Origin of the sequence: Arhodomonas aquaeolei DSM 8974 (genome assembly GCF_000374645.1) — a bacterium.
Taxonomy (GTDB): domain Bacteria; phylum Pseudomonadota; class Gammaproteobacteria; order Nitrococcales; family Nitrococcaceae; genus Arhodomonas; species Arhodomonas aquaeolei.
The window spans coordinates 124929-149005 of the sequence record NZ_KB894808.1 but is presented as its reverse complement, the minus strand read 5'-3'; the positions used below and the strand labels follow the sequence as shown (position 1 = coordinate 149005).

Here is a 24077-nt window from a genome sequence, read left to right as displayed (position 1 = left end):
GGTGGGTAGGTCGTGCACGGCCGTGGGCCGTGTGCGACGCTGCCGGCACCGCTCCGGAATAGGTCGCACGCCTGCGGCGCACGACCTACCCGAACTGGTTCCCGCATCGGCGACGGGCCCTCGTCTAGGGCTCGAACGACGCCAGCCATTTGGCGAGCAGCCTGTCCAGCTCTGCCCGCTCCGTCTCGCTCAGCGCGCCGGTCAGCCGGTGCTGGTTGGCGACGCGCTCGCCCACCACCGTACGACCAACGTCATCTGCGGCTGACAACGGGCTGTCCACGGACACCGGCATGACCATTCCGGCGCCGCCGCCCGATGCAAATGGCGGCGACTACAGGCCGGTCAGCGCCGCTCCCGGCCGGGTGGCGCCCGTTAAAGCCGTCACTCCGGGGGCGTCTGCCGCGACATCGAATCGATCAGGGCCGCGAGCAGGGCATCCAGCTGTTCGCACTGTTCCTGGCTCAGAGCTGCCAGCAGGCTCTCCTCGCCGGCCACGTGTTCTGCCAGCATGGCGTTGATCCGGTTCAGCCCCTGCTCGGTCAGCTCGACGACGACGGCGCGGCGATCGTCACTGTTGGGACGCCGGTTAACCAGACCCGAGCGTTCGAGACGATCGAGGCGATTCGTCATCCCCCCCGAGGACATCATCATCGACCGGTACAGCGCCGTCGGCGAGAGCGCGTAAGGCTTTCCCGACCGGCGCAGCGTCGCCAGCACGTCGAACTCGCCACGCCGTAGGCCATGCCGCTTGTGTAAGGGCGTGACGTGTAGCTTGTCCAGCAGGTCCGAGGCTTCGGTCAGCCGGCCGAACAGCGACATCACCGGGGCGTTCAGTTCCGGACACTCCCGTTTCCACTGCTGTAGAGCCAGGTCGGCGCGGGAGAGCTCTCTTTCATTTTGTCTTGACATAAAGATTCTTTGTATCGAGTATTTTCGTGAAACCGATTGTTGGAGATGCTCATGTCCAAAGTCAACACGAGGGGCTACGTGCTGTTCGCGATCACCGTGATGCTGGTGGGGCTGAATCTGCGGCCGATCATGGCGGCAATCGGGCCCGTCCTCGCGAGGATTCAGCACGATACCGGCATCGGCGATACCGCGGCCGGCCTGTTGACCACGCTGCCCGTGCTGGCCATGGGCCTGTTCGCGTTTATGGGCGGCACGCTCCAGCGCATCCTGGGCGTGGAGAGAACGGTCCTGTACGGCCTCCTCGCGCTGGGCGGCGCAACACTGGCACGCCTGCCCTTTCACGGTGAATCCGGCCTGATCGTAACGGCCACGATCGGCGGCATCGGAATCGCCGTCATCCAGGCGGCGTTACCCGGCAGGATCAAACGCGACCACGGAGAGAAGGCGGGCCAGCTGATGTCTCTTTACACGGTCGGCATCATGGGCGGCGCCATGCTCTCGTCATCTCTCGTTGCCCCACTGTCGGACATGGGCGGCTGGCCCCTAGCGCTGTCGGTATGGACCGCCTTTGCCGTGCTCGCGGTGCTCGGCTGGCGGCTGGTCAGTGCGCCCCGGTCGGGCGCCGGCGACACCGGCGGCGCCCGTCTGCCGGTGCGCTCGGGCCGGGCCTGGTACCTGCTGGTATTCTTCGGTATCGGCACCGCCGCCTACACCCTGGTGCTGGCCTGGCTCCCGCCCTTCTATGTCCGGCTGGGGTGGTCCGATACGGCCAGCGGCCTCCTCCTGGGCGGGCTGACCCTGGCCCAGGTCGTGGCCGCCGTCGGCCTGTCCTCGGTCGTGGACCGGTTCCCCGACCGCCGCCCGGTGCTCTATGCCATCCTCACCATCATCGCCCTCGGCCTGATCAGCCTCATCGTCGCCCCCGGGCCGCTCGCCATTCCGGCCCTGCTGCTGCTCGGCCTGGGGATCGGGGGGCTGTTTCCGATGTCGCTGATCATCGCGGTGGACCACCTGCAGGCGGCACGCCAGGCCGGGGCGCTGCTGGGTTTCGTCCAGGGGGGTGGTTACGTCATCGCCAGTGTCATGCCCTTCCTGGCCGGTCTGCTGCGCGGCGCCTTCGATGACCTGACCCCGGCATGGGGCATCATGCTCGCCGGCATCCTGGTCCTGCTCGCCATGGTCCCGGTCCTGTCGCCGGGACACTCGCTGTCCAGCGAGGACTGGCGGCTCCAGCACGCCGGGACGTCGTGACCGTGTTCCGCCGTAGCGGACCGGCGGCCGCCCGGCGCCTCCGCGTCCCGTCGCTCAGTCCGCGCCCCACTGCTCGCGCAGGCGCTCGCGGTTGAGCGCGAGCCACTGGAGGGCGATCAGCGGCATGGCGGCATGGACGGTGCCGTTGTCGACCATGGCCATGGCCTCGTCGAAGGACATCACGTGCACGAGGATGTCCTCGCCCTCCTCCGCGAGCCCGTGCACGCCGCCGTGCAGGCCCTCGGCGTCGACCCGGGCGCAGAACATGCTCACCTGCTCTGAGGTCCCGCCGGGGCTGACGAGATAGCGGCAGATGGGGACGACCTCGTCGAGGGGGCAGTTGGCCTCCTCGACGGACTCGCGGCGCGCGACGGCCTCCGGGGTTTCGCCGGGCTCGATGATCCCGGCGATGGTCTCGATCAGCCAGGGCCCGCGGGGTGCGTCCAGCGCGCCGACCCGGAACTGTTCGACCAGCACCACCTGGTCGCGCACCGGATCGTAGGGCAGCACGCCCACGGAGTGGCCGCGCTCGAAGAGCTCGCGGGTGAGCACCGGGCCCATGCCGCCCTCGAAGCGGGCGTGGCGCAGCCGGTAGCGGCGCATCACGAAGTAGCCGCGGAAGGCGTCCTCGGACTCGATGATCTCGTAGTGCATGGTCCCTCCCTTCGCCGTCACGCCATGGCGTCAGTCGCGATCGAACACGGCAATGCTCTCGACGTGCGCCGTGTGCGGGAACATGTCCATGACCCCGGCGGCACTCAGGCGGTAGCCGTACTCGTTGACCAGGATGCCCGCGTCCCGCGCCAGCGTCGCCGGGCCGCAGGAGACATAGACGATACGCCCCGGGCGCAGCCGCGCCACGTTCGGCAGCACCTCCGCGGCGCCGGAGCGCGGCGGATCGAGCAGCACGCGGTCGACACCGTCGGCGAGCCACGGCCGGCCGGTGACGTCCGCGGTCAGGTCGGCGGCATGGAACGAGACGTTGCCGATGCCGTTGCGCTCGGCGTTCTCGCGCCCGCGCACCACCAGTGGTTCCGCCCCCTCGACGCCGATGACGTGCCCGGCGCGGCGCGCCAGCGGCAGGGTGAAGTTGCCGAGCCCGCAGAAGAGATCGAGCACGCGGTGATCCGGCGCCGGGTCCAGCAACTCGACGGCCCGGCTGACCATCCGGCGGTTCATGTCGCCGTTGACCTGGGTGAAGTCGCTGGGCTCGAAGCGCAGGTTCAAGTCGAACTCGGGAAGCCCGTAGCTGAGCACCGGGTCCCCGGGCCACAGCGGCGCGATGGTGGACTCGTTGCCGGGCTGCTCGTAGACGTACAGCCCGGTGCGCCGGCCGAAGTCGACCAGCGCGGCACGGTCGGCGTCACTCAGCGGCTCGAGGTTGCGGAACACCAGGCCGCCGACCTCGTCGCCCATGGCCACCTCGATCTGCGGCAGGCGCGCGCGTATCGACAGCCCGCCGATCAGCCCGGAGAGCTCGCCTAGGCGGTCCGCCACCCGCGGGTCGAGGACGTGGCACTCGCCGATGTCCGCGACGAAGGGGCTCATCTTCTCACGGAACCCCACGAGCACGCGGTCGCCCTTGGCAGGGACGAACTTCACGCCGAGCCGGGCCTTGCGCCGGTAGCCCCAGGGCTCGCCGGTCAGCGGCTCGAGCCACTGCTCCGGGCGCACACCGCCCATGCGCTCGAACAGCTCGGCGAGCACCTCCCCCTTGTGACCGATCTGGTCCTCGGGCGAGAGGTGCTGGAGACTGCAGCCGCCGCAGGTGCCGTAGTGCGGGCAGCGCGGCTCGATCCGCCGCGGCGAGGCCTCCAGCACCTCCAGCAGCCGCGCCTCGTCGCGCTGGCGGTGGCGCTTGACGTACTGGAAGCGCACCCGCTCGCCGGGCAGCGCCCCGTCGACGAACACGGGCTTGTCCGCGACGTGGGTGATGCCGCGGCCCTCGTGACTCATACCCTCGATGGCGGCTTCCACCGGCTCGCGGGGAACCCGTCGCTTGCGTCGTCCCATGCCTCTCCCGTGTTGGTCGGTGCCGGCTATGCGCCCTGCCAGGCGGCCAGGAATTCGTTCAGGTGGGGCTGATCCTCCGCCGCGAGGCTCTCGCGCACCTGTTCGCAGGCGGCGGCGTAGCCGTCCTGGTCCAGCCGGGCGCGGAGCAGCTCGTAGCGCAGGTAGAGCAGGTAGGTGTTGAGGACGTCCGTCTCGCAGTAGTTGCGCACGGCGTCGTAGTCCCCCGCCTCGATACGCGCACGCACCTGATCGCCGCTCATGCCCATCTTGCCGGGGAAGCCGCAGAGCGTGGCCATCTCGTCCAGTGGCGCGTTGGCCCGGGGCTGGAAGCCGGCGAGCACGTCCATGAGGTCGGTGTGGCGCTCGTGGAAGCGGTTCAGGTAGTTGTCGAAGCGGAAGGTGCGGTCGCCGTCGCCGGTCTCGAAATACTGCCTGGCGCTCACGCCGTGGATCATGCCGCGGTAGTGCAGCACGGGCAGGTCGAAGCCGCCGCCGTTCCAGGAGACGAGGCGCGGGACGTAACGCTCCAGGCCGTCGAAGAAGCGCTGGATGATCTCGCCCTCGCCGGTGTCCGCATCGCCGATGGAGAACACCCGGAAGCGATCGCCGATACGCGCGGCCACCGAGATCACCGCCACGCGGTGGAGATGCAGGCGCAGGAAGTCGCTGCCGCCGGTCTCCGCGCGACGGGTGGCGAGCATCGCCTCGGCGACCTGGCTGTCGTCCAGGCCGTCCAGCCCCAGCAGCCGGCGGCCGCCCTCGACGTCCGGCACCGTTTCGATGTCGAACGCGAACACGTTCATGCCGGCCATCAGTCCGGGAACACGCCGCTGGAGAGGTAGCGATCGCCGCGGTCGCAGACGATGGTCACGATGGTCGCGTTGGAGACCTGCTCCGAGAGGCGCAGCGCCGCCTGGAGGGTCCCCCCGGAGGAGACACCCGCGAAGATGCCCTCCTCCGCGGCCATCCGCCGGGTCATCGCCTCGGCCTCCGCCTGGGTGACCTCGACGATCCGGTCCACGCGCTCACGCTCGAAGATCTTCGGCAGGTAGGCCTCGGGCCACTTGCGGATGCCGGGGATGCTGGAGCCCTCGCCGGGCTGCACGCCCACGATCTCCACGCCCCGGTCCTGCTCCTTGAGGTAGCGCGACACGCCCATGATGGTGCCGGTGGTGCCCATGGAGCTGACGAAGTGGGTGATCCCGCCACGGGTATCGCGCCAGATCTCCGGGCCGGTGCCCTCGTAGTGGGCCCGCCAGTTGTCCGGGTTGGCGAACTGGTCGAGCACCCGGCCCCGGCCCTCGGCCTGCATGCGCATGGCGAGGTCGCGGGCGCCCTCCATGCCCTCCTCGCGGGAGACCAGCACCAGCTCCGCGCCGAAGGCCTTCATCGAGGCACGGCGCTCGGCGGTCATGTTCTCCGGCATGATCAGCACCATGCGGTAGCCGCGGATCGCCGCGGCCATCGCCAGGGCGATGCCGGTGTTGCCGCTGGTCGCCTCGATGAGGGTGTCGCCGGGGCGGATCTCGCCGCGCTCCTCGGCGCGACGGATCATGCTCATCGCCGGGCGGTCCTTCACCGAACCGGCGGGGTTATTGCCCTCGAGCTTGAGCAGGATGGTGTTGCTGCCGGTGTCGGCGATGCGCTGCAGCCGCACCAGCGGCGTGCCGCCCACGTAGTCTTCGATCGTCGGGTATTCCATGCCCGCATTCTACTAACGCGCTCGCAGGTAACACCACCTTTCGGCACGAGCCCCCGCAGCCGCGCCCCGGGGACACCGGCACGGGCGCCCGGGCACGGAAGGCGCGGCGGTGAGCCCGCCGCGCCGGCGGCATCAGTCGATGCCCTGCCAGGCGCCGTCCACCAGGCGGCGCAGCCCGAGCGGGTTGCCCTCCTGCAGGGCCTCCGGCAGCAGCCCCGCCGGGCAGTCCTGGAGGCAGACCGGGCGCAGGAAGCGCTCGATGGCGAGGGTACCCACCGACGTCGTCCCCGGCGCCGTGGTCGCCGGCCAGGGGCCGCCGTGGACCATGGCATCGCAGACCGCCACACCGGTCGGATAGCCGTTGAACAGCACCCGGCCGGCGCGTTGCTGCAGGACGTCCACCAGCGCCCCGGCACCGGCCAGGTCCGCGTCGGTCCCGTGGACCGTGGCGGTGAGCTGCCCCGGCAGGTCCGCGGCGACGTCGCCCATGCCACCGGCATCGTCGACCGCGACGATCAGCGACGCCGGGCCGAAGACCTCCTCGGCCAGCGCCGGCTCCGCCGCGAAGGCGCGCCGGTCGGTGCGGAAAACCCGCGCCGCGGCCTGGCCGGCCGCGTCCCCGCCGGTACCCACGGCCTGCACGCCGCCCATGCCGGCGAGCCGCTCCGCCCCGGCGTCGTAGGCGGACTGGATGCCCTCGTGCAGCATCGTGGCCGGGGCGCGTGCCGCCAGCTCGTCGGCGACGGCGGCGCAGAAGCGATCCAGGTCCTCGCCCGCCTCGGCGAACAGCAGGCCCGGATTGGTGCAGAACTGCCCCGCACCCAGGGTCACCGAATCGACATAGCCCTTGGCCAGCACCTCCGGTGCCTCGGCGAGGCGTCCCGGCAGCACGAACATCGGATTGACGCTGCCCATCTCGGCGAACACCGGGATCGGGGTGGGCCGCTCCTGTGCCAGCCGCGCCAGGGCCGTGCCGCCGCCGAAGGAGCCGGTGAAGGCGACCGCGGCGATGTCCGGATGCTGCACCAGCGTGCCGCCGACGTCGTGCCCCGCGCCGTGGACGAGGTTGAAAACGCCGTCCGGCATGCCGCTGGCGGCGACCGCACGGCGCACCGCCCCGGCGACGATGGCACTCGTCACCGGGTGCCCCGGGTGGGCCTTGACCACCACCGGGCTCCCGGCGGCCAGGGCCGAGGCGGTGTCGCCCCCCGCCACGGAGAACGCGAGCGGGAAGTTGCTCGCGCCGAACACCGCCACCGGCCCGAGGGGCGCGCGGTACTGGCGGATGTCCGGCTGGGGCGGCGTGCGGTCGGCGTCGGCGTGATCGATGCGGGCCCCGAGGAAATCCCCGCGCCGCACGACGGTGGCGAACAGCCGGAGCTGGCCGGTGGTGCGCGCGAGCTCGCCCCGGGCCCGCGCCTCCGGCAGCGCGGTCTCCCGCGGGACCGACTCCACCAGTGCCTCGACGGTGGCGTCGATCTCGTCCGCCGCGCGCTCCAGGAACGCGGCCCGCTCGGCGAGGGGCCGCGCCCGGTAATCCGCGGCGGCGGCCGCCGCCTCGCGGCAGGCCGCGTCGACCTCCTCGCGGGTGGCCTCGGGCACGTCGCCGCCGGCCGCGGCACTCGTGCGCGCGCCGATCATGTGGTGAATGTCCACGCTCATTGGGAATCCTCCGTCAGTTGCATCGATATTCGTCTCTCAACCCGGCGGCCTCCCTCCACCGGTTCCGGACGAGGGATCGAACCGGGCCGGCGGAAGCCCGCTGACCCCCGGCGTCAGCCGGTAGAGCCCGCCGCCGGTGCCCTCGCCGTCGGGCCGCGCGGTGGTCACATAGAGCTCGTCGAGCGCCGGACCGGCGAACGTGCACGACGTGATGCAGCGCACCGGCATCCCGATGCGGCGCTCCCGGCGGCCGTCCGGGGTGAAGCGGGACACCAGGCCACCACCGAAGTGCGCCACCCACAGGGCGCCTTCGGCGTCGCAGGTCATGCCGTCCGGGACGCCCTCCGAGGACGGCAGCCGGATGTGCACGCGCCGGTTCTCCACGCGGCCGTCCGGGCGGAGATCGAAGGCGTAGATGCGCCCCGCAAACGAGTCGGTGTGGTAGAGCGTTCCCCCGTCCGGGCTGAACGCGGGTCCGTTCGAGACCACGTAGCCACTGTCGACCGCCGTCATCCCCCCGGCGTCCAGGCGATACAGACTGCCCGAGGCGCGCGTCTCCGCGTCGTCCATGGTGCCCGCCCAGATCCGGCCTTCGGGGCCCGCCTTGCCGTCGTTGAACCGGTTGCCGGGATCCTCGCTCTCCGGTGCGGCCAGTTCGCGGACGATCTCCACATCGTTGTGGCCCAGCCGGAGGTGGACGACACGCGTGCGCAGGCCGGCCACGAAGCCGTCGTCGTCGGTACGCGCCACCAGCCAGCAGCACGCCTCCGGCAGCCGCCACCGGGTGACGTCGCAGTCGCGGCGCCTATACCGGTAGATGCAGGCGCCGCGGATGTCCACGAACAGCACGGCATCCTCGGCGGGCAGCCAGAGCGGTGCCTCGCCCAGCGCGGCCGCACCGTCCCATACGAGCTGCGGCTCGCGGCTCACGCCGCCTCCGCCGGTGGCAGATCGTTGGCGTCCAAGGCCTCCTCCCCTTCGCGATACCCGCCGGTACGGACTGTGCCCATCAGCATAGGCACGCGAGAATAACCAACAAATGCCATTTTCCGTTTCTCCCTATACACATATGGGTATACCAGGGATTGGTGGCACCGGCGCCCCGAGATCCGGTGGCTCACGGCAATACCTCTCCGCCGTGGGCCACCGCCGCTCCCGGCAGCGCCGGCGCTACCGGGCGCTTCCCGCGGGTGGACGGTCAGAACTGGTAGAAAAGGCGTAAGCGGTTGTCGTAGAAGCGCTCGGCGCCGTCGAAGTCGGTGATGCCGAGCACGTTCTGAACCTTGAGCCCCTCCAGCTGCGGGCTGAATGCCCCCAGGTCGAAGGTGATCCCGGTATCCCAGCCCCAGCTGTTCTGGTCCTCGACGATCGGCACGCCGGCAGCGTAGCCGCGATCACCGTCATAGGAATAGAAGGCGTGACTCTGGCCGCGTTTGGCCTCGTAGTAGACGTAACGGGTAAACAGGTCCACGCCGTCGGAGAACGTGACGTCGAGGCGGCCGCCGATGCCGTAACCCGGCCCGAGCCCGTCGACACCGTCGTTCATGGTGTCGGTGTAGAACACGCCGCTGAGATCGCTATAGGGGTGCACGAGTCCGCCGTCACGGAAACTGCCTTCGTGCTGCGGCGAGTAATGGCCGACCAGCGCGGCGCTGACCCGGCGCGAGTGCACGCCCAGCTTGAGACCGTAGACGTCGGCGTCGATGTCGCCGACGCCGGCACGGCCGGTCTCCTCCTCGCGGGCATACTGCACGCGGATATAGGGCTCGAAGCCGCCCCAGTCGGTACCGGCCATGACCGTGGGCATCTGGTAGCCGGCCTCCACGTACTGCATGCGGGCGGTGTCGAAGAACGTGTAGTGCCAGAGCTGCCCGATGTAGTCGCCGTCGGCGGTATTCTGGCGGATCGTGGTACCCGCCGCGAACAGCCCGGACGTGTCCTCGATATAGCGGTTGTCCGTGGTGAACTCGTCGCTGAACCGGCTCTCGTAGCGGGTCATGCGTGCCGCGTAGACCTGCCACGTCGGCCGGCTGTCGACGGGCGCATCGAACTTGAAGGGCATGTACTGGTTGTTGGCGTAGTCCGGCGGCGCGACGCGTGCGGAGGCCTCCTCGTCCCGGCGGGCCTGCGCCCCGGACGCGTCGTCACCCCCGCCAGCCATCTCCAGCGGCCGGATGGCGACAGAGGCACCGGAGAACGAGCGCGGTATGAAGGTGAACTGGTCCGTGTTCGCGAACGGGGTATTGATGAGCTGGCGCCCGCCCCGCAGTCGCAGCCCCGGCATGTTGTACTGCAGGTACCCCTCCGTGATGGCGTGCAGCCCCTCGTCCGGGCCGACGAGGTTCGCATTGGGGTTGTCGTAGTCGTATATCGGCTCCGCGAACGAGACGCCGAACCCGGCGGACAGACCGTAGAGCATCCCGGTGCGGGCGCTCACGCTGCCGCCGAAGGCATTGGAGCGCGTATCGAAATCGTCGTCCGGGTCGTCGATGTTCGGGTAAGGCCGGTTGGTGTCGTGGAACCGGCGGAAGTCGTAGATGCCCAGCTGACCGTTCAGCTGCGTGCCCTTCACGACCTGCTGCACGAATCGGTCACGGAAGGTCGGTGGCCCGTCGCCACCGTCGCGGGCGACGGCTGTGCCGGCGACCAGCGCCACCGATACCCCCAGCAGTACCGAGCAACGGCAGTGGCGGCGCATGGCGGCACCGCGGCTATTGTGAAATGCATCCTGTCTCACGGTCCTCTCCTCCGGTTGACGCCCTGGCAGGCGGGCGTTATTGCCTCCCCGTGCCGGCTGTCGGACACGACCGGGCCCCCGCCACCGCCTGGCGGTGACGTTTGGGTGTCGCGGCACGCGTGCCCCTCGCCGGAAAGCGATCGCCGTGTGATTGTCAGTGGCTGATCGTCACGAGTGCGTCCGTGTTCGCAGCCGCCGTCCCCGCCGTGGTGGCGCGGGTGACGGCGACGGCGCAGCGGGCTCTAGATCCAGCCGCCGTCGACGATGAAGTTCTGATTGCTGCACATGCGGCTGTCGTCGGCGCTCAGCCACAGCACCAGCCGGGCCACGTCGTGGGGCTGCAGCTTCTCCTTGAGGCACTGCTTGTTCATCAGGTCGGCCTCGGCCTCCTCGGTGAGCCAGAGCGATTTCTGACGCTCGGTCATGACCCACCCCGGGATCACGCAGTTGACCCGGATGCCGTCGGGCCCGAAGTCCCGCGCCAGGCCGCGGGTCAGCCCCTCTACGCCGGCCTTGGCCGTGGTGTAGCCGGGCATGCCGCCCTGGCCGACGTGCCAGCTCGAGGAGCCGACGTTCACGATCGAGCCGCCCCCGCGGGCACGCATCGGCGCCAGCGCCGCCTGCGCGGCGAAGAACTGGTGGCGCAGGTTCACGTGCATGCGGTCTTCCCAGTACTCGAGGGTCACGTCCTCGACCGCGTGGCGCTCGTCGTGCGCGGCGTTGTTCACCAGCACGTCCAGTCCGCCGGCGTCGGCGGCCGACTCCCGGATCGCGCCCTGAAGACGGTCAACGTCGCGCAGATCGACGTGGTGGAAGACGGGGGTCCGGTGATCCGGGCGTTCACGCAGCGAACCGACGAGCCGCTGTGCGGGCTCCTCCGCCACGTCCGCGAAGTGCACCGTCGCGCCCTGGGCGCAGAAGTGCTCGACCACCGAGCCGCCGATACCGGAGGCACCCCCGGTCACGAATACGGTGCGCCCCTCGAGGCTGGGATAACGTGCCAGTGCGGTTGTCATGTGTGCTCTCCATGCCCTGTTCGGTTGTCACTGACCGTCACGGCGGGGCGTTCGCCGCCGGGACGGACGAGGGTCATAACCGGCGGGCACCGGGCCCGCCGGTAAGTGACGTCAGCCGGTCACGGCCTCGCTCGCCGAGCGATACTCGTTGACCACGAGGCCCGTGAGCTCCTGTATCGAGGTCTCCCGCGTCGGGCGGTCGAAGGTGATACGCCCGTCCTGGACTAGGTTGATCCGGTCGCAGACGTCGAAGACCTGGGCGTAGTTGTGGGCGACGATGATCACCGATACGTCGGAGTGCTCCTTGAGCCGCCGGATCACGTCGAGGATCAGTGCACTCTCGCGCACGCCCATCGCCGCAGTGGGCTCGTCGAGCAGCAGGATGCGGGCGTCGGAATAGACCGCACGCGCCACCGCCACGGCCTGACGCTGCCCGCCCGAGAGCTTCGAGATCTCGACGTCCACGGACGGCACGTTCACCCCCATGCGCTCCAGGTGCGACGCCGCGGCACGGCGCATGGCCCGGTCGTCGAGGATCCGCAGCGCACCGCCCCGGGTGATCTCGCGCTGCAGGAACATGTTGCGGAAGACGCTGAGCTCGTCGACCAGCGCCAGGTCCTGGTAGACCGGCTCGATCCCCAGGGAGCGGGCGTGCATCACCGACTGCAGGGTCACGGGCTCCCCGTCGATGTGGAGCGTCCCGCTGGTGGGCTGGTGAAAACCGGTGAGGATCTTCATCAGCGTCGATTTGCCGGCACCGTTGTCGCCCAGCAGCGCCAGCACCTCGCCCCGTCCCAGCCGGAGGTTGATGTCGTCGAGGGCGCGCACGGCGCCGAACGACTTGGACAGGTGCTCGCCGCGGAGCACGTCGGTGCCCGGGTTCGTGTCAGTCATGGCTTGCCTCCGGCGCGTATGCGGCTGATGTGCACGTTCATGATCATGGTCACGACGATCGCGATGCCCAGGATCATGTCGAACGTGTAGGCGTTCACCCCGGAAATGGTGAATCCGTCCTTGAGGATCCCGAGCACCACCGCGCCCAGGAACGCACCGACCACAGTGCCGGACCCGCCGGTGAGCAGGGTGCCGCCGATCACCGCCGAGGCGATCGCCATGAACATGATCTCCGTGCCCCCGGCGAGCGGGTCGACGGACTCGATGCGAAACGCGTCGAGGATCCCGGCGAAGCCGCCGAGCACGCTGCAGATCATGAAGTTGCCGATCTTCACCCGGCCGGTGCGGATACCCACTTCCGCCGCACCGATCGGATTACCGCCGGTGGCGATGGTGTGCAGTCCCCACCGGGTCTTGGTGAGCACGAACTGGAAAATCACCACCAGGACCACCGCCCAGGCCACCTGCACGGCGATGTTGCCGCCGAACAGCGTCTTCCAGAACGCCCCGGCCTCGGGCTGCACGGGAAAGCCGCCGGAGATCGTGAGGTTGAAGCCGTTGACGAAGAACAGCATTCCCAGCGTGGTGACGAATGAGGGCACGCGAAGGCCCACGGTGATGGCGCCGTTGAGCAGGCCGACGAACGCCGCCGCGGCCAGCGCCAGCACCACCGCCACGGGCAACGGGGTGCCCGCCTGCTGGGCGAAGTACATCACCAGGGGCGCCAGCGCGTAGACCTGGCCCACGGACAGATCGAGTTCGCGGTTGACCAGGACCATCACCTCGCCGGCGGCGATGATGGCGGTGGCGGCGGCGAACTGTCCCAGCACACCGAGGTTGTCCGCCGAGAGGAAGTACGGCGAGGTCCACTGGAAGTAGATCACCAGCGCGATGCCGGCAAGCGTGATACTGGCCTCGCGCCACTGCAGCAGCACGATCGCCCGACGGTACCAGTCTCCCGCGATCTCGCCGGCAGAGCGCCCGCGGGGCGCGCCCGTGGTCTCGATATTTTCCTGATAGGCCATGGCTCACCCGACGACGATGGGACCGGAACGATCCAGGAGCTTCCGCGCCTCGGCGTTGCCCTGGAAACGGCTCTTTTCCTCGAGATACGGCGTGACATTGTCCGCCGTCACGAACTTGAGGCCCGTATTGATGTTGCCCGGCCCCGTAAGCCCGCCGGAGACCTTGAACATGAACATCTCCAGGACGGTGTAGAACCCCTGGAGATAGGCCTGCTGGTCGACGGTGAAATCCAGGTGGCCCTGATCGATGCCGTTCAGGGTGCCGGGCAGCAGATCGAAGCCGCCCGCGCGGATGCCCTTCCCGCTGAGGCCGTGCTTCTTCATGGTCTTCGCCACCGCTGCCGTGCTGCCCGCGTCGACGGCGAACATGCCCTTGAGGTCCTGGTGGCCGAGGTAGAACGACTCCACCCGCGAGAACTCCTCGTTGATGGTCGCCCCGGTGGCCGTCTCGTGCAGTGTGATGTCCTTGCCGGACTCCTCGATCGCCGCCTTGGCACCGTCAAGGCGCGGCTGGATGTTGAGCTGTCCCGGCGTGGCGATGAATCCGGCGATCTCGCCGGCGCCCACCAGCTCCACCATCCGCTGGCCGACGGCCTTGCCCGCGAGGAACAGCTCCTGGCCCACGTATGCGAGGCGGTTGTTGTCGTCGTCGGCGTTGTAGGAGAACACCGGGATGCCCTGGCGCAGTGCCCGGTCCACCGGTGCGTCGAAGGCGTTCCGGTCCACCAGCGCGATGGCGATGCCGTCGGCCCGGGAGGCGATCGCCGCGTTCATCGAGTTCACCATCTCGCTGGCGACCGACGTCTGCGAGCCCGTCCACTGGTAGGTGCAGCCCAGCAGCTCGCAGGCGTCGGCGATCCCGTACCGCGTGGGCACGAAGAACGGGTTCGTGGTCACGTGGTTCACGAACACGAAGTTCCATTTCGGGTGGGACGGATAGGCACCGCTCTCGGCGGCATGGCCGTCACTCGGCAGGCCCAGCGTGGCCGCCACCGACAGCAGCGCACCGCTGCCGGCGGCGCGGCGCAGTAACGCGCGGCGGGACGGGGAAGGCACCGTTTCGATGTCCACGGAATCCAGGGTTTCCCTGCTCATATCGCTCTCCTCCACGGGTTGTGATGCGACGCTTGCGCGTCAGGGCGAGAAGTGAAAGACGGTGGTCTGGTGGTACGGCTGCCCCGGCTCGATCCGCGTCGAGGGGAAGTCCGGCTGATTCGGGGCGTCGGGGAACTGCTGGGTCTCCAGCGCGAACCCGCCCCAGTGCTGATAGCGCTCGCCGTTCTTGCCCTCGAGCGAGCCGTCCAGGAAGTTGCCGGTATAGAACTGCACGCCGGGCTCGCTCGTTCGCACGGTCAGCGCCCGTCCGGAGTCCGGGTCGGTCACCCGCGCGGCCACCGCATCCAGGGACCCGTCCGTATTCAGCACCCAGTTATGGTCGTAGCCGCCCTGATCGCGCTCCGTGCGCTCGAGCTGCGGATCGTCGTCGCGTATGCGCGCGCCGATACTGACCGGCGTGCGGAAATCGAACGGCGTGCCCTCGACGGGTGCGAGCCTGCCTGTAGGTATCAGCGAGGTATCAACCGGCGTATACCGATCCGCATTGATCATGACCACATGATCGAGCACGTCCCCCTCGCCGGCACCGGAAAGGTTGAAATAGGTGTGGTTGGTCAGGTTCACCACCGTCGGGGCGTCACTGATGGCGGTGTAGTGGATACGCAAATCGTTGTTCTGGTTGAGGGTGTAGCGTACCGTAACCGCCAGGTCACCCGGAAACCCCATGTCGCCGTCGCGCGAAAGCAGGCTCAGTTCGACGCCGACCCAGTTGGGCGCCTGAATCGCCTGTGCCTGCCAGACGCGGCTGTCGAACCCCTCCGGCCCGCCGTGCAGGGCGTTGTCGCCATCGTTGGTGGGCACCTGGTAGGTCTTGCCGTCGAGTGTGAACGTGCCGCCGTCTATGCGGTTGGCGTAGCGCCCGAGCAGTGCGCCGAAGTACGGATCGTTGTCGAGGTAGGGCTTCAGGCGGTCGAAACCGAGGGCGACATCCTCCACCCGCCCGTTGCGGTCGGGGACCCGGATCGCCTGGACGATGCCGCCGTAGGTCAGCACGTCCACGGCCATGCCGGCATCATTCTCCAGGGTGTATTCGTAGACGGGGGTTCCGTCGGGCGTCTCGCCGAAAGGACTGCGGGTCACCGACATCGCATGCGCCGTTCCGGCGGTGGCAACGGCGATCACGACGGCGAGTCCCGCCCGTGCTGCATGAGACATAGCTTCCTCCTCCTTGCGGTTGTCCCGCCGACCGTGGGCCGTTCCGGTTCCCGGCCGGCGCCGTCGCGTCCGCGCATCCGTCCGGATGCCCCGGACGCGCTATGCTTTTTATTCACTATAGAACCTGATTAATAACCGACAAATACGATTTCTCCCATGAACTCATATCCGAACGGTTATACATGCCCACAACGGGCGAGCCACGGCGGCGCGGCCCCGGAGGTGCGGTCCGCCGATACTGACGCAGAGCGGATTCAGCGAAAAAGAAGGGCGCCCGCACCGGGCGGGTGCGGACGCGAAACGGGGAGAAGAAACGGCGTGTATGCCTGCCGCTAGTGCAGCGGCCAGGTCGCCACCTGCGGGAAGGTGAGCATGATGGCCAGCACCGTCACCTGCAGCGCGATGAACGGGAGCAGCGAGGTGTAGATGTCCCGGAGGGTTATCCCCGGCGGGGCCACGCCCTTGAGGTAGAACGCCGCCGGACCGAACGGCGGACTCAGGAAGGAGACCTGCATGTTGATCGCGAACAGGATGCCGAACCAGACCGGGTCGTAGCCGATCTGCTCGATGATGGGCACGAAGATCGGCAGCGTGAGCATGGCGATGCCGATCCAGTCCATGAACAGCCCGAGCACGATGAGGATCGCCATCATCACCAGCACGATGGCGATGGGCGGCAGGTCCAGGCCGAGGATGCTGCTCGCCACGAAACGGTTGCCGCCCATGAGGTTGTAAACGCCCACGAGGATGGCGGCGCCGATGCCGATCCACACGATCATGCCGCAGGTATTGATGGTCTGGCTCAGGCTCTCGCGAATGATGGTCACCGAGAGCTCACGGCGCAGCGACACCAGCACGAGCACGCCGAATACGCCCATGGCCGCGGCCTCGGTGACCGAGGCGATGCCGGCATAGATGGAACCGAGCACCAGCGCGGCGACCAGTGCCGGCGGGATCACCGCCTTGAGCGCCGCGAGACGGGAATGCCCCGGCGCCTCCAGCTCCTCCTCCGACAGCGGCGGGCCGAGCTCCGGGCGCAGCAGGCAGCGGCCGAGGACGTAGGCCACGTAAGAGCCCATCAGGATCAGCGCCGGGGTTATCGCCGCGGTGAACAGGTCCGCGATGGACTCGCTGGCGAGCAGCCCGTAGATGATGAGCACGATGGACGGCGGCATCATGGTACCGAGGGCGCCGCCAGCACAGACCACGCCGATGGAGATCTTGCGGTGATAGCCGAGGCGCAGCATCTGCGGCAGCGCGAGGATGCCGAGCAGCACGATCTCGCCGCCGATGATCCCCGACATCGCCGCCAGGAAGAACGCAACGATGATGGTCTGCACCGCCACGCCGCCGGGCAGCCGCCCGGCGAACACCCGCATGCCGTTGAACAGGTCCCTCGCGATTCCCGACCGGTCCAGCAGCGAGGCCATGAGCACGAACATCGGTACGGCCACCAGGGAGTACTCCGTGACGAAGCCGTAGATACGCGCGGTCACCAGCGGCAGCGCATCGGGGCCGAAGAAGCCCGCCGTGAACAGCAGCGCCACCAGGCCGGTGATGAACGCCAGCGGCAGGCCGGTAAGCAGCAGCGCGAAGATTGCCCCCACCAGGACGTAGGTCGCCGTTGCGATATCCATGCCCGCGCTACCTCCGCCCGGCGACCGCGCGCAGGGACTGCCACAGGTGCAGCAGTGCCTGCACCAGCATCAGCAGCGTCGCGGCCAGGATGACGATCTTGGTGAAACTGGGGAACGGCGGGTTCCAGCTGGAGCCCGAGCGCTCCAGTGTCCACTCGCCGGTCGGGGCGATCACCGAGCGCTCGACCATCACCCAGCCGGCGTAGGCGATGGCGGCACAGAACAGCACGGTGACCGCGTCGTTGAAGACGTCCAGGGCCCGGCGCAGGCGCGGGCCGGCGGCATCGTAGAGCAGGCGCACGCGGATGTGGCCATCACGGGCGAGCGCCACCGGCCCGCCCAGGCAGAACAGGACCGCGACCAGGAAGATGGTGGTTTCGTGGACCCACGAGGTCGGCGAGTCCAGACCGTAGCGCAGGACGACCTCGACCACGCTGATGGCCATGGCCACGAAGGCCAGCCAGCCGATATCCGGGGCCAGGCGGTTAATGCACCGATCGAGGCGGGTGCGCGCCCCCTCGGTGGTGAAGGGCCCGTCGTCGGCGTCACCGTGCTCCGCGTCGCGGGACTCGGCAAGCGGGACGTTGGCGCTCATGGTTGCTCCTCCCCTGACAAAGACCGCGGGCCGCCGACGCGGCCCGCGGCGGAGTCACTCACATCAGGTCGCGCTGCTTCAGGAACGCGACGACGGAGTCGTAGACCTTCTGGCACATCTCGTTCTTCTCGGCCCAGTTGGCCCACTCCTTCTGGGCGATGCGGCGGAATTTCGCGCGCTCGGCCTTGGGCAGGTCGATGATCTCGATGTCGTCGTTCTTGCGCGCCTTGGCCACCGCCTTGAGGTCGAGCTGATGCATCCGGAAGGCGGTATCCACGGCGAGGTAGTCCACCGATGTCTCGAGGATCGTCTTGAGATCGTCGGGCAGCTCGCTCCAGACGTCCTTGTTGATCGAGACCGCGCCCATCGGCATGGAGTGGAAACCGGGATAGATGGGATACGGCGCGAACTCGTGGAGGCCGAGCTGCTGGTTATTGGCGAAGGTGTTGTAGTCCGCCGCGTCGATCACGCCCTTCTCCAGGGCGGTGTAGACCTCCGAGGTCGGCAGGTTCACCGGCGTGGCCCCGGCCTTGCTGAACACGTTGTTCACCATGCCCTGGGGGGCACGCATCTTCAGGCCCTTGAGATCCTCGATCTCGCGGATCGGGCGGCTGGAGACGAGTGATTCCAGTCCGGCGACGGAGGCGCCGATGAGGTGGACGCCGTAAGGCTCGACGAGCTGGTTGTAGAGCTCCTCGCCGCCGCCGTAGTTCATGTACTCGATGAACTGCATGGGGTCGCTCCAGGCGCCCACCAGATTGCCGAGCATGCCGAACGCGGGGTTCTTGCCGCTGAAGTAGCTCGGGTCCGTGATGTGGCCCTGGAGGATGCCGCTGCCGACGGCGGTCAGGGTCTGGGACGGCGGCACCACCGCGCCGACGGGCAGGATCTCGATCTTCACCCGGCCGTCGGTCATCTCGTTGACCCGCTCGGCCCAGTCCTTCTGGATCTTCACCAGCGGTGATCCCGCCGATTCCGTGGTCTGGAACTTCCACTCGTAGGTCGCCGCCTGCGCCGGCCCGGCGGCCAGGCTCCCCGCCACCAGGGCGGCCGAGGCGACGGCCGCGGCGAGGCGGCCACGTACAGTACTGGCTTTCATCTCTCTCCTCCTGTCTGTCTTCACTCACTCTGCGTATCGGTCGCAGTCCCGTCGGGCCGGACGGGCCGGCCCTGGCGACGCCGGCGGGCGGCCCAATGTAGCGCCGCGTCATCCCCCGACCTGTCGATACCGTCGCGGTTCCGGTCCGGAAACCGCCCGAGGTCTCCGGACTACAGCAGTCCCCGTGCTGCCAGATTGCGCATCAGTGCCCCGGCGCCGAACGTCCAGCGCGGGCAGGTGTCCGTGGTCCGGACACGGTTGGACAACGTCCCCAGCCGCGGCTCGGCGATGGTGGTGATGTCTCCCGAATGATGGGTGAAACCGAGCCCGGGCTCGTCCCGGTCCTGCACCGGGGCGAACGGCGTGCCGAGCATCAGCACGAGGCCGTCCGGGTACTGGTGGTTGGCGTCGATGGTGGCGGCGACCAGGTCCGCCGGGTCGCGGCTGATCGACGCCATCGGGCTCGCGGCATCCAGGCGGAAGCCGTCATCCCCGCCTTCCACGGTCAGAGCCACCTCCGCGGCGCGCAGGTCGTCCAGGCCGTAACCGTCGTCGAACAGCCGGATGAACGGCCCCAGCGCACAGCTCGCGTTATTGTCCTTGGCCCGCCCGAGCAGCAGCGCGGACCGCCCCTCCACGTCGCGGAGGTTGACGTCGTTCCCCAGGGTGGCACCGACGGCGTTACCGCGGCTGTTCACCGCCAGGGCCACCTCCGGCTCGGGGTTGTTCCACCGCGACGCCGGGTGAACGCCGACGTCTGCACCGGTACCCACGGCGGAGAGCGGCTGGGCCTTGGTGAAGATCTCCGCGTCCGGGCCGATGCCGACCTCCAGGTACTGTGACCAGGCACCACGGGCGATGAGCGTCTCGCGCAGGGCGAGCGCGGCCTGCGAACCGGGCACCAGGGTCGAGAGGTCGGCGCCGACCAGCGCGTCGATCTCCTCGCGCACCGCCGCCGCCCGGCCGGGATCGCCCCCGGCGTGCTCCTCGATCACGCGCTCGAGCAGGCTCGCCACGAAGGTCACCCCGGAGGCCTTCACGGCCTGGAGGTCCACCGGCGCGATCAGGCACGGCAGTGCCGGGTCGCGGCGCTCGCCGTCGGAGTTGGCGAGGACGTCGGTGAGCGCCGCCAGCCGCTCACCCGGCGCGGTCCCCGCCTCACGGGCGGGATCGCGGGTCTCCAGCAGCTCGCGCATCGTCGGCAGCCGCGGGCTGGTGATGTCGTAGACGTAACCTTCCCGCACCGTGACCACGCACGGCCCGCCGCGGCGCGGCGACCAGGCACGGCCGACCAGGCAGGCACGCTCCGCATCCCGGGGCAGCGCGGCCTCGGCGTCGAGATGGGGGGACAGCGTCGTCATGTCGATCCTCCCGGCCGGTGAACGGCCCCGGTCACAGCGCCCGGACCGCGGGGACCGGGGCCTCCGCGACGGTCATCGGGTTGCGCAGGGGCAGCGCGAACGGCCCGGCCTCCAGCTCGAAGATGTCGCCGTCGCGGGTGCTCACGCCGTCGCTGAAGCTCAGCGTCGCCGTGCCGAGAAAGTGCACGTGGAGGTCCCCCGGACGGCGGAAGGCGGCGTACTTGAAGTGGTGGGCCTCGAGGTTTGCGATGCTGTGACACATGTGCTCCTCGCCGGTGACGAAGGGGCGCTCCCAGAGCACCTCGCCGTCACGCCGTATCCGCGAGACGCCGCGCACGCTTGCCGGCAGATCCCCCAGGAGCAGCTCCCCGCCGAGGGCGCAGGCGCGCAGTTTGGAGTGGGCCAAGTAGAGGTAGTTCTCGCGCTCGGTGACGTGGTCGGAGAACTCGTTGGCGAGCACGTACCCGAGCCGGCAGGGGGTCCCATCGGCGGCGATGATGTAGATGCCGGCGATCTCCGGCTCCTCGCCGCCGTCCAGGGCGAAGTCCGGCGATACCAGCGCCTCGCCGGGGCCGGCGACGATGGTGCCGTCGCCCTTGTAGAACCACTCCGGCTGCACGCCCATGGTGCCCGGCGCCGGCCGGCCGCCCTCGACGCCGCGGCGGAACATGCGCATGGAGTCGGTGAGCGTGTCCGCATCGTCCGCCGTGACCCGGTGCATGAGGTCGCGCCCGTCCGCGCTGCCGGTGTGGGTCAGGCCGGTGCCGGTAACCAGCATGTGGGCGGGGTCCGGATGGGCCACCGGTGCTGCCACCCTGCCCGCCTCCAGCGCCGCACGCACATCGACCGTGCCGCCACGCCCGCACTCGTCGACCACCGCGGCGAGGGTCTGTCCGGTGTCCGCCGCACGGCGGGCGAGCTCGTAGACACCGACGGCGCCGTCGACCTCGTGACCTTGAACACCGTCGTCGGCGACGGCCACCACCCGGGTGGTTCCCCCGGTTCCGGCGATCTGGAGCAGCTTCATATTCTCCCCCTGCGGGTCTCTCTCCTCAGCGTTGAGGTCAACCTACGGGGGAAGACATAACCATCCAATGCTTAATGATGTATTATTTTATATGTATTCTGTAATACATATCCATAAACCGGAGCCCAGTAATGCGCGACCTGCCCGCGGACTGGTTCCTGCGCGTGCGGTTGAAGCTGCGCCACATGCAGCTGTTCGTCGCCCTGGACGAATACCGCAACATCAACCGCGCCGCGGCGAGCCTGAACATGAGCCAGCCGGCCGCCTCCAAGCTGCTCAGCGACCTCGAGCACCTGCTCGGGGTATCGGTGTTCGAGCGCCAGTCCCGGGGGGTTCGGCCCAACTGGTACGGCGAGATCCTGATCCGTCACTCACGGACCATGCTCGCCGAGCTCGGTCAGGCGGGCGAGGAGCTCACCGCCCTGCACCACGGCCGCGGCGGCACGGTGTCGCTGGGCACGGTGATGCCGGCGGCGGTAAACCTGCTCAGCGAGGCAATGGAGGCGGTCCAGCGCGAACGGCCGAACCTCAAGGTGAGCATCGAGGTGAACGTCAGTCCACGGCTGGTGGAGGGCCTGCACGACGGCACCTTCGACTTCGTCCTTGCCCGCGCGCCGGAGGACGAGAGCAGCGCGGAGCTCGTCTACGAGGAGATCAGCGAGGAGCCGCTGTGCTTCGTGTGCCGGCGCCACCACCCCCTCGCCGGACAGGCGGCGGTCTCGCTGGAGGACATGGCGCCCTATGTCTGGGTGCTGCAGCCGCCGACGGGGCTGCTGCGCCAGCGCGTGGAACGGCTGCTGCTGGAGAACGCGGTGACGCCGCCGCGGGACATCGTCGACACCCAGTCCATCCTGGTCTCGCTCGCGCTGGTGGAACAGATGGACGCGGTCACGGTGATCTCGCGGCCGGTGGCGGAATGGCTGTGCGACCCGGAGCGATTCACCATCCTGCCGTTCGAACCGCGCTTCACCGTCAAGCCGTTCGGCATCGTCTCCCTGCGCGATCGCCCCCTCTCGCCGGGGGCGGCCGCGCTCAAGGAGACCGTGCACCGGATCGTCGCCCGGCAGCACGAGGCCGCCGGGCCGGGGCCGTGACCGTCGCTCAGTGGCTCTCCCGGGGGACCTCGGCCCCCCGGCAACCGACGAGGAAGTCCAGGTCGGCGCCGGTATCGGCCTGGAGCACCCGCTCCACGTACAGGCTCTGGTAACCGCCCTGCATGGCGTGGGGCTGCGGCTGCCAGCGGGCCCGGCGACGCTCGAGCTCGGCCTCGTCGATCTTCAGCGCCAGGCGCCGGGCCTCGACGTCCAGCTCGATGATGTCGCCCTCCTCGACCAGCGCCAGCGGCCCGCCGGCGGCGGATTCCGGCGCGACGTGAAGCACCACGGTGCCGAAGGCGGTGCCGGACATGCGCGCATCCGAGACGCGGACCATGTCCCGCACGCCCTTCTCCAGGACCTTGCGCGGCAGCGGCAGGTTGCCGACCTCCGCCATGCCCGGATAGCCCTGCGGCCCGGCGCCCTTGAGGACCAGCACGCTGTTCTCGTCGACGTCGAGGTCCGGATCGTCCACGCGGGCCTTGAAGTCCTCGATGCTCTCGAACACTACCGCCCGGCCGGTGTGCTGCATGAGATGCGGTGAGGCCGCCGAGGGCTTGAGCACCGCGCCCTGGGGCGCGAGGTTGCCCTGAAGCACGGCGATGCCGCCCTGGTGAAAGACCGGGTTGTCCCGGTCGCGGATGACGTCGTCGTTGAAGCACTCCGCCGCATTCAGCTGCTCACCCATGGTGCGCCCGGAGATGGTGAACGCATCTTCGTGCAGCAGGTCCCGGATCTTGCCCATCACCGCTGGCAACCCGCCGGCGTAGCAGAAATCCTCCATCAGGTACTCGCCCGAGGGCATGAGGTTGACCAGGCAGGGGACGTCGCGCCCGAAGCGGTCCCAGTCGGTGAGATCGAGGTCCACGCCGATACGCCCGGCGATCGCGAGGAGGTGGATCACCGCGTTGGTCGAGCCGCCGATGGCACCGTTCACGCGGATGGCGTTCTCGAACGCCTCGCGGGTGAGCACCCTGGACAGACGCAGGTCCTCCTCGACCATCGAGACGATGCGCCGGCCGGTGAGTCGCGCCAGGCGGTTGCGCCGGGCATCCACCGCCGGGTAGGCGGCATTGCCCGCGAGGGTGACGCCCAGGGCCTCCGACATGGAGGCCATGGTCGAGGCGGTGCCCATGGTCATGCAGTGGCCGGGCGAGCGTGACATGCCGCTCTCCGCGGCCATGAAGTCCTCTTCGGACATGCGCCCGCTGCGCACCTCCTCGGAGAACTTCCACACGTCCGTGCCCGAGCCCAGGGTGCGCCCCCGGAAACGGCCGTTGAGCATCGGCCCGCCGGAGACCACCGCGGCCGGGATATCGCAGCTCGCCGCCCCCATGAGCAGCGACGGGGTGGTCTTGTCGCACCCGCCCATGAGGATGACACCGTCCAGCGGGTTGCCGCGAATGGCCTCCTCCACGTCCATGGAGGCGAGGTTGCGGAACAGCATGGCGGTGGGGCGGAGCATGGTCTCGCCGCAGGAGAACACCGGGAACTCGAAGGGCGTTCCCCCCGCCTCGATCACACCCCGCTTGATGTGCTCGACGAGCTCGCGGAAATGCGCGTTGCAGGGCGTGAGCTCGGAGAAGGTGTTGCAGATACCGATCACCGGGCGGCCGTCGAAGGCGTCGTCCGGCAGGCCGTTGTTCTTGGCCCAGCTGCGGTGGAGGAAGGCGTCCTTGTCCGTGCCCCCGAACCAGGCCTGACTCCGGCGCTTCCCGGCGTTCTTATCATCGTCGCTCATGCTCGTCGCTCTCCCGGTCGTGGCCCGACGGCGGCGCCGTCAC

22 protein-coding genes are annotated in these 24077 nt (G+C 69.2%); 2 read left to right on the top strand and 20 right to left on the bottom strand.

Features of this window, described 5'->3' with window-relative positions; all coding sequences use genetic code 11:
* Positions 1-124: 124 nt before the first annotated feature.
* Positions 125-268 (bottom strand): hypothetical protein, encoded by a 144-nt coding sequence (locus C516_RS21045; protein ID WP_156831210.1) that lies wholly within the window; start codon positions 266-268, stop codon positions 125-127.
* Positions 269-381: 113 nt separating this feature from the next.
* A complete protein-coding gene (locus C516_RS0110800; RefSeq protein WP_040409463.1) occupies positions 382-909 on the bottom strand; it encodes a MarR family winged helix-turn-helix transcriptional regulator in 528 nt (175 codons plus the stop codon).
* Between the two features lie 51 nt (positions 910-960).
* Here C516_RS0110800 and C516_RS0110795 point away from each other — a divergent pair, with 51 nt between their 5' ends.
* Positions 961-2160: an MFS transporter gene (locus tag C516_RS0110795; protein WP_156831209.1), complete on the top strand. Its 1200-nt coding sequence runs from the start codon at positions 961-963 to the stop codon at positions 2158-2160.
* A gap of 54 nt (positions 2161-2214) precedes the next feature.
* Here C516_RS0110795 and C516_RS0110790 read toward each other — a convergent pair whose 3' ends face one another.
* From C516_RS0110790 to araD1, 17 genes are all read right to left on the bottom strand, one after another.
* The gene (locus C516_RS0110790) at positions 2215-2814 is read right to left on the bottom strand and encodes an NUDIX domain-containing protein (RefSeq protein WP_018718402.1); all 600 of its coding nucleotides are present in this window, start codon (positions 2812-2814) and stop codon (positions 2215-2217) included.
* A gap of 30 nt (positions 2815-2844) precedes the next feature.
* Positions 2845-4173, bottom strand: a complete 1329-nt coding sequence (gene rlmD / locus C516_RS0110785; protein WP_018718401.1) for a 23S rRNA (uracil(1939)-C(5))-methyltransferase RlmD — start codon at positions 4171-4173, stop codon at positions 2845-2847.
* Positions 4174-4199: 26 nt separating this feature from the next.
* Positions 4200-4976 carry a 3'-5' exonuclease gene (locus C516_RS0110780; RefSeq protein ID WP_026321108.1) on the bottom strand — a complete coding sequence of 259 codons (777 nt, stop codon included), beginning with the start codon at positions 4974-4976 and terminating at the stop codon, positions 4200-4202.
* Positions 4977-4984: 8 nt separating this feature from the next.
* The gene (cysM, locus tag C516_RS0110775; RefSeq protein WP_018718399.1) at positions 4985-5875 is read right to left on the bottom strand and encodes a cysteine synthase CysM; all 891 of its coding nucleotides are present in this window, start codon (positions 5873-5875) and stop codon (positions 4985-4987) included.
* 132 nt (positions 5876-6007) lie between these two features.
* Positions 6008-7537 (bottom strand): aldehyde dehydrogenase (NADP(+)), encoded by a 1530-nt coding sequence (locus tag C516_RS0110770; protein WP_018718398.1) that lies wholly within the window; start codon positions 7535-7537, stop codon positions 6008-6010.
* Between the two features lie 36 nt (positions 7538-7573).
* Complete coding sequence (locus C516_RS0110765; protein ID WP_018718397.1) at positions 7574-8467, bottom strand: SMP-30/gluconolactonase/LRE family protein; 894 nt, start codon at positions 8465-8467, stop codon at positions 7574-7576.
* A 268-nt stretch (positions 8468-8735) separates the two neighbouring features.
* A complete protein-coding gene (locus C516_RS0110755; RefSeq protein WP_156831208.1) occupies positions 8736-10274 on the bottom strand; it encodes a hypothetical protein in 1539 nt (512 codons plus the stop codon).
* Between the two features lie 242 nt (positions 10275-10516).
* A complete protein-coding gene (locus C516_RS0110750) occupies positions 10517-11290 on the bottom strand; it encodes an SDR family NAD(P)-dependent oxidoreductase (protein WP_018718394.1) in 774 nt (257 codons plus the stop codon).
* A gap of 111 nt (positions 11291-11401) precedes the next feature.
* The gene (locus C516_RS0110745) at positions 11402-12184 is read right to left on the bottom strand and encodes an ATP-binding cassette domain-containing protein (RefSeq protein WP_018718393.1); all 783 of its coding nucleotides are present in this window, start codon (positions 12182-12184) and stop codon (positions 11402-11404) included.
* The gene (locus tag C516_RS0110740) at positions 12181-13209 is read right to left on the bottom strand and encodes an ABC transporter permease (RefSeq protein ID WP_018718392.1); all 1029 of its coding nucleotides are present in this window, start codon (positions 13207-13209) and stop codon (positions 12181-12183) included. The genes C516_RS0110745 and C516_RS0110740 overlap by 4 nt, the downstream gene beginning before the upstream one ends.
* Before the next feature lie 3 nt (positions 13210-13212).
* The gene (locus C516_RS0110735) at positions 13213-14304 is read right to left on the bottom strand and encodes a sugar ABC transporter substrate-binding protein (protein WP_018718391.1); all 1092 of its coding nucleotides are present in this window, start codon (positions 14302-14304) and stop codon (positions 13213-13215) included.
* Positions 14305-14343: 39 nt separating this feature from the next.
* Positions 14344-15480, bottom strand: a complete 1137-nt coding sequence (locus C516_RS0110730) for an aldose epimerase family protein (RefSeq protein WP_018718390.1) — start codon at positions 15478-15480, stop codon at positions 14344-14346.
* A gap of 332 nt (positions 15481-15812) precedes the next feature.
* Positions 15813-17117, bottom strand: coding sequence for a TRAP transporter large permease (locus C516_RS0110725; RefSeq protein WP_018718389.1), 1305 nt, complete (start codon positions 17115-17117; stop codon positions 15813-15815).
* Positions 17118-17124: 7 nt separating this feature from the next.
* Complete coding sequence (locus C516_RS0110720; protein WP_018718388.1) at positions 17125-17712, bottom strand: TRAP transporter small permease subunit; 588 nt, start codon at positions 17710-17712, stop codon at positions 17125-17127.
* Between the two features lie 58 nt (positions 17713-17770).
* Positions 17771-18811 (bottom strand): TRAP transporter substrate-binding protein, encoded by a 1041-nt coding sequence (locus tag C516_RS0110715; protein ID WP_018718387.1) that lies wholly within the window; start codon positions 18809-18811, stop codon positions 17771-17773.
* 170 nt (positions 18812-18981) lie between these two features.
* Complete coding sequence (locus tag C516_RS0110710; RefSeq protein ID WP_018718386.1) at positions 18982-20172, bottom strand: fumarylacetoacetate hydrolase family protein; 1191 nt, start codon at positions 20170-20172, stop codon at positions 18982-18984.
* 31 nt (positions 20173-20203) lie between these two features.
* The gene (araD1, locus tag C516_RS0110705) at positions 20204-21199 is read right to left on the bottom strand and encodes an AraD1 family protein (protein ID WP_018718385.1); all 996 of its coding nucleotides are present in this window, start codon (positions 21197-21199) and stop codon (positions 20204-20206) included.
* Between the two features lie 131 nt (positions 21200-21330).
* Here araD1 and C516_RS0110700 point away from each other — a divergent pair, with 131 nt between their 5' ends.
* Positions 21331-22293 carry a LysR substrate-binding domain-containing protein gene (locus C516_RS0110700; protein ID WP_018718384.1) on the top strand — a complete coding sequence of 321 codons (963 nt, stop codon included), beginning with the start codon at positions 21331-21333 and terminating at the stop codon, positions 22291-22293.
* Between the two features lie 7 nt (positions 22294-22300).
* Here the strand turns inward: C516_RS0110700 and araD are convergent, their stop codons facing one another.
* On the bottom strand, positions 22301-24034 hold the full coding sequence (araD, locus tag C516_RS0110695; RefSeq protein WP_018718383.1) for an L-arabinonate dehydratase: 1734 nt from the start codon (positions 24032-24034) through the stop codon (positions 22301-22303).
* Between the last annotated feature and the right edge of the window lie 43 nt (positions 24035-24077).

Excerpts from the sequence above, each read along its gene's own strand:
- C516_RS0110800 (WP_040409463.1), bottom strand. The coding sequence starts at position 909 with ATGTCAAGACAAAATGAAAGAGAGCTCTCCCGCGCCGACCTGGCTCTA.
- C516_RS0110795 (WP_156831209.1), top strand. The coding sequence starts at position 961 with ATGTCCAAAGTCAACACGAGGGGCTACGTGCTGTTCGCGATCACCGTG.
- C516_RS0110790 (WP_018718402.1), bottom strand. The coding sequence starts at position 2,814 with ATGCACTACGAGATCATCGAGTCCGAGGACGCCTTCCGCGGCTACTTC.
- rlmD (WP_018718401.1), bottom strand. The coding sequence starts at position 4,173 with ATGGGACGACGCAAGCGACGGGTTCCCCGCGAGCCGGTGGAAGCCGCC.
- C516_RS0110780 (WP_026321108.1), bottom strand. The coding sequence starts at position 4,976 with ATGAACGTGTTCGCGTTCGACATCGAAACGGTGCCGGACGTCGAGGGC.
- cysM (WP_018718399.1), bottom strand. The coding sequence starts at position 5,875 with ATGGAATACCCGACGATCGAAGACTACGTGGGCGGCACGCCGCTGGTG.
- C516_RS0110770 (WP_018718398.1), bottom strand. The coding sequence starts at position 7,537 with ATGAGCGTGGACATTCACCACATGATCGGCGCGCGCACGAGTGCCGCG.
- C516_RS0110750 (WP_018718394.1), bottom strand. The coding sequence starts at position 11,290 with ATGACAACCGCACTGGCACGTTATCCCAGCCTCGAGGGGCGCACCGTA.
- C516_RS0110745 (WP_018718393.1), bottom strand. The coding sequence starts at position 12,184 with ATGACTGACACGAACCCGGGCACCGACGTGCTCCGCGGCGAGCACCTG.
- C516_RS0110740 (WP_018718392.1), bottom strand. The coding sequence starts at position 13,209 with ATGGCCTATCAGGAAAATATCGAGACCACGGGCGCGCCCCGCGGGCGC.
- C516_RS0110735 (WP_018718391.1), bottom strand. The coding sequence starts at position 14,304 with ATGAGCAGGGAAACCCTGGATTCCGTGGACATCGAAACGGTGCCTTCC.
- C516_RS0110730 (WP_018718390.1), bottom strand. The coding sequence starts at position 15,480 with ATGTCTCATGCAGCACGGGCGGGACTCGCCGTCGTGATCGCCGTTGCC.
- C516_RS0110725 (WP_018718389.1), bottom strand. The coding sequence starts at position 17,117 with ATGGATATCGCAACGGCGACCTACGTCCTGGTGGGGGCAATCTTCGCG.
- C516_RS0110720 (WP_018718388.1), bottom strand. The coding sequence starts at position 17,712 with ATGAGCGCCAACGTCCCGCTTGCCGAGTCCCGCGACGCGGAGCACGGT.
- C516_RS0110715 (WP_018718387.1), bottom strand. The coding sequence starts at position 18,811 with ATGAAAGCCAGTACTGTACGTGGCCGCCTCGCCGCGGCCGTCGCCTCG.
- C516_RS0110710 (WP_018718386.1), bottom strand. The coding sequence starts at position 20,172 with ATGACGACGCTGTCCCCCCATCTCGACGCCGAGGCCGCGCTGCCCCGG.
- araD1 (WP_018718385.1), bottom strand. The coding sequence starts at position 21,199 with ATGAAGCTGCTCCAGATCGCCGGAACCGGGGGAACCACCCGGGTGGTG.
- C516_RS0110700 (WP_018718384.1), top strand. The coding sequence starts at position 21,331 with ATGCGCGACCTGCCCGCGGACTGGTTCCTGCGCGTGCGGTTGAAGCTG.
- araD (WP_018718383.1), bottom strand. The coding sequence starts at position 24,034 with ATGAGCGACGATGATAAGAACGCCGGGAAGCGCCGGAGTCAGGCCTGG.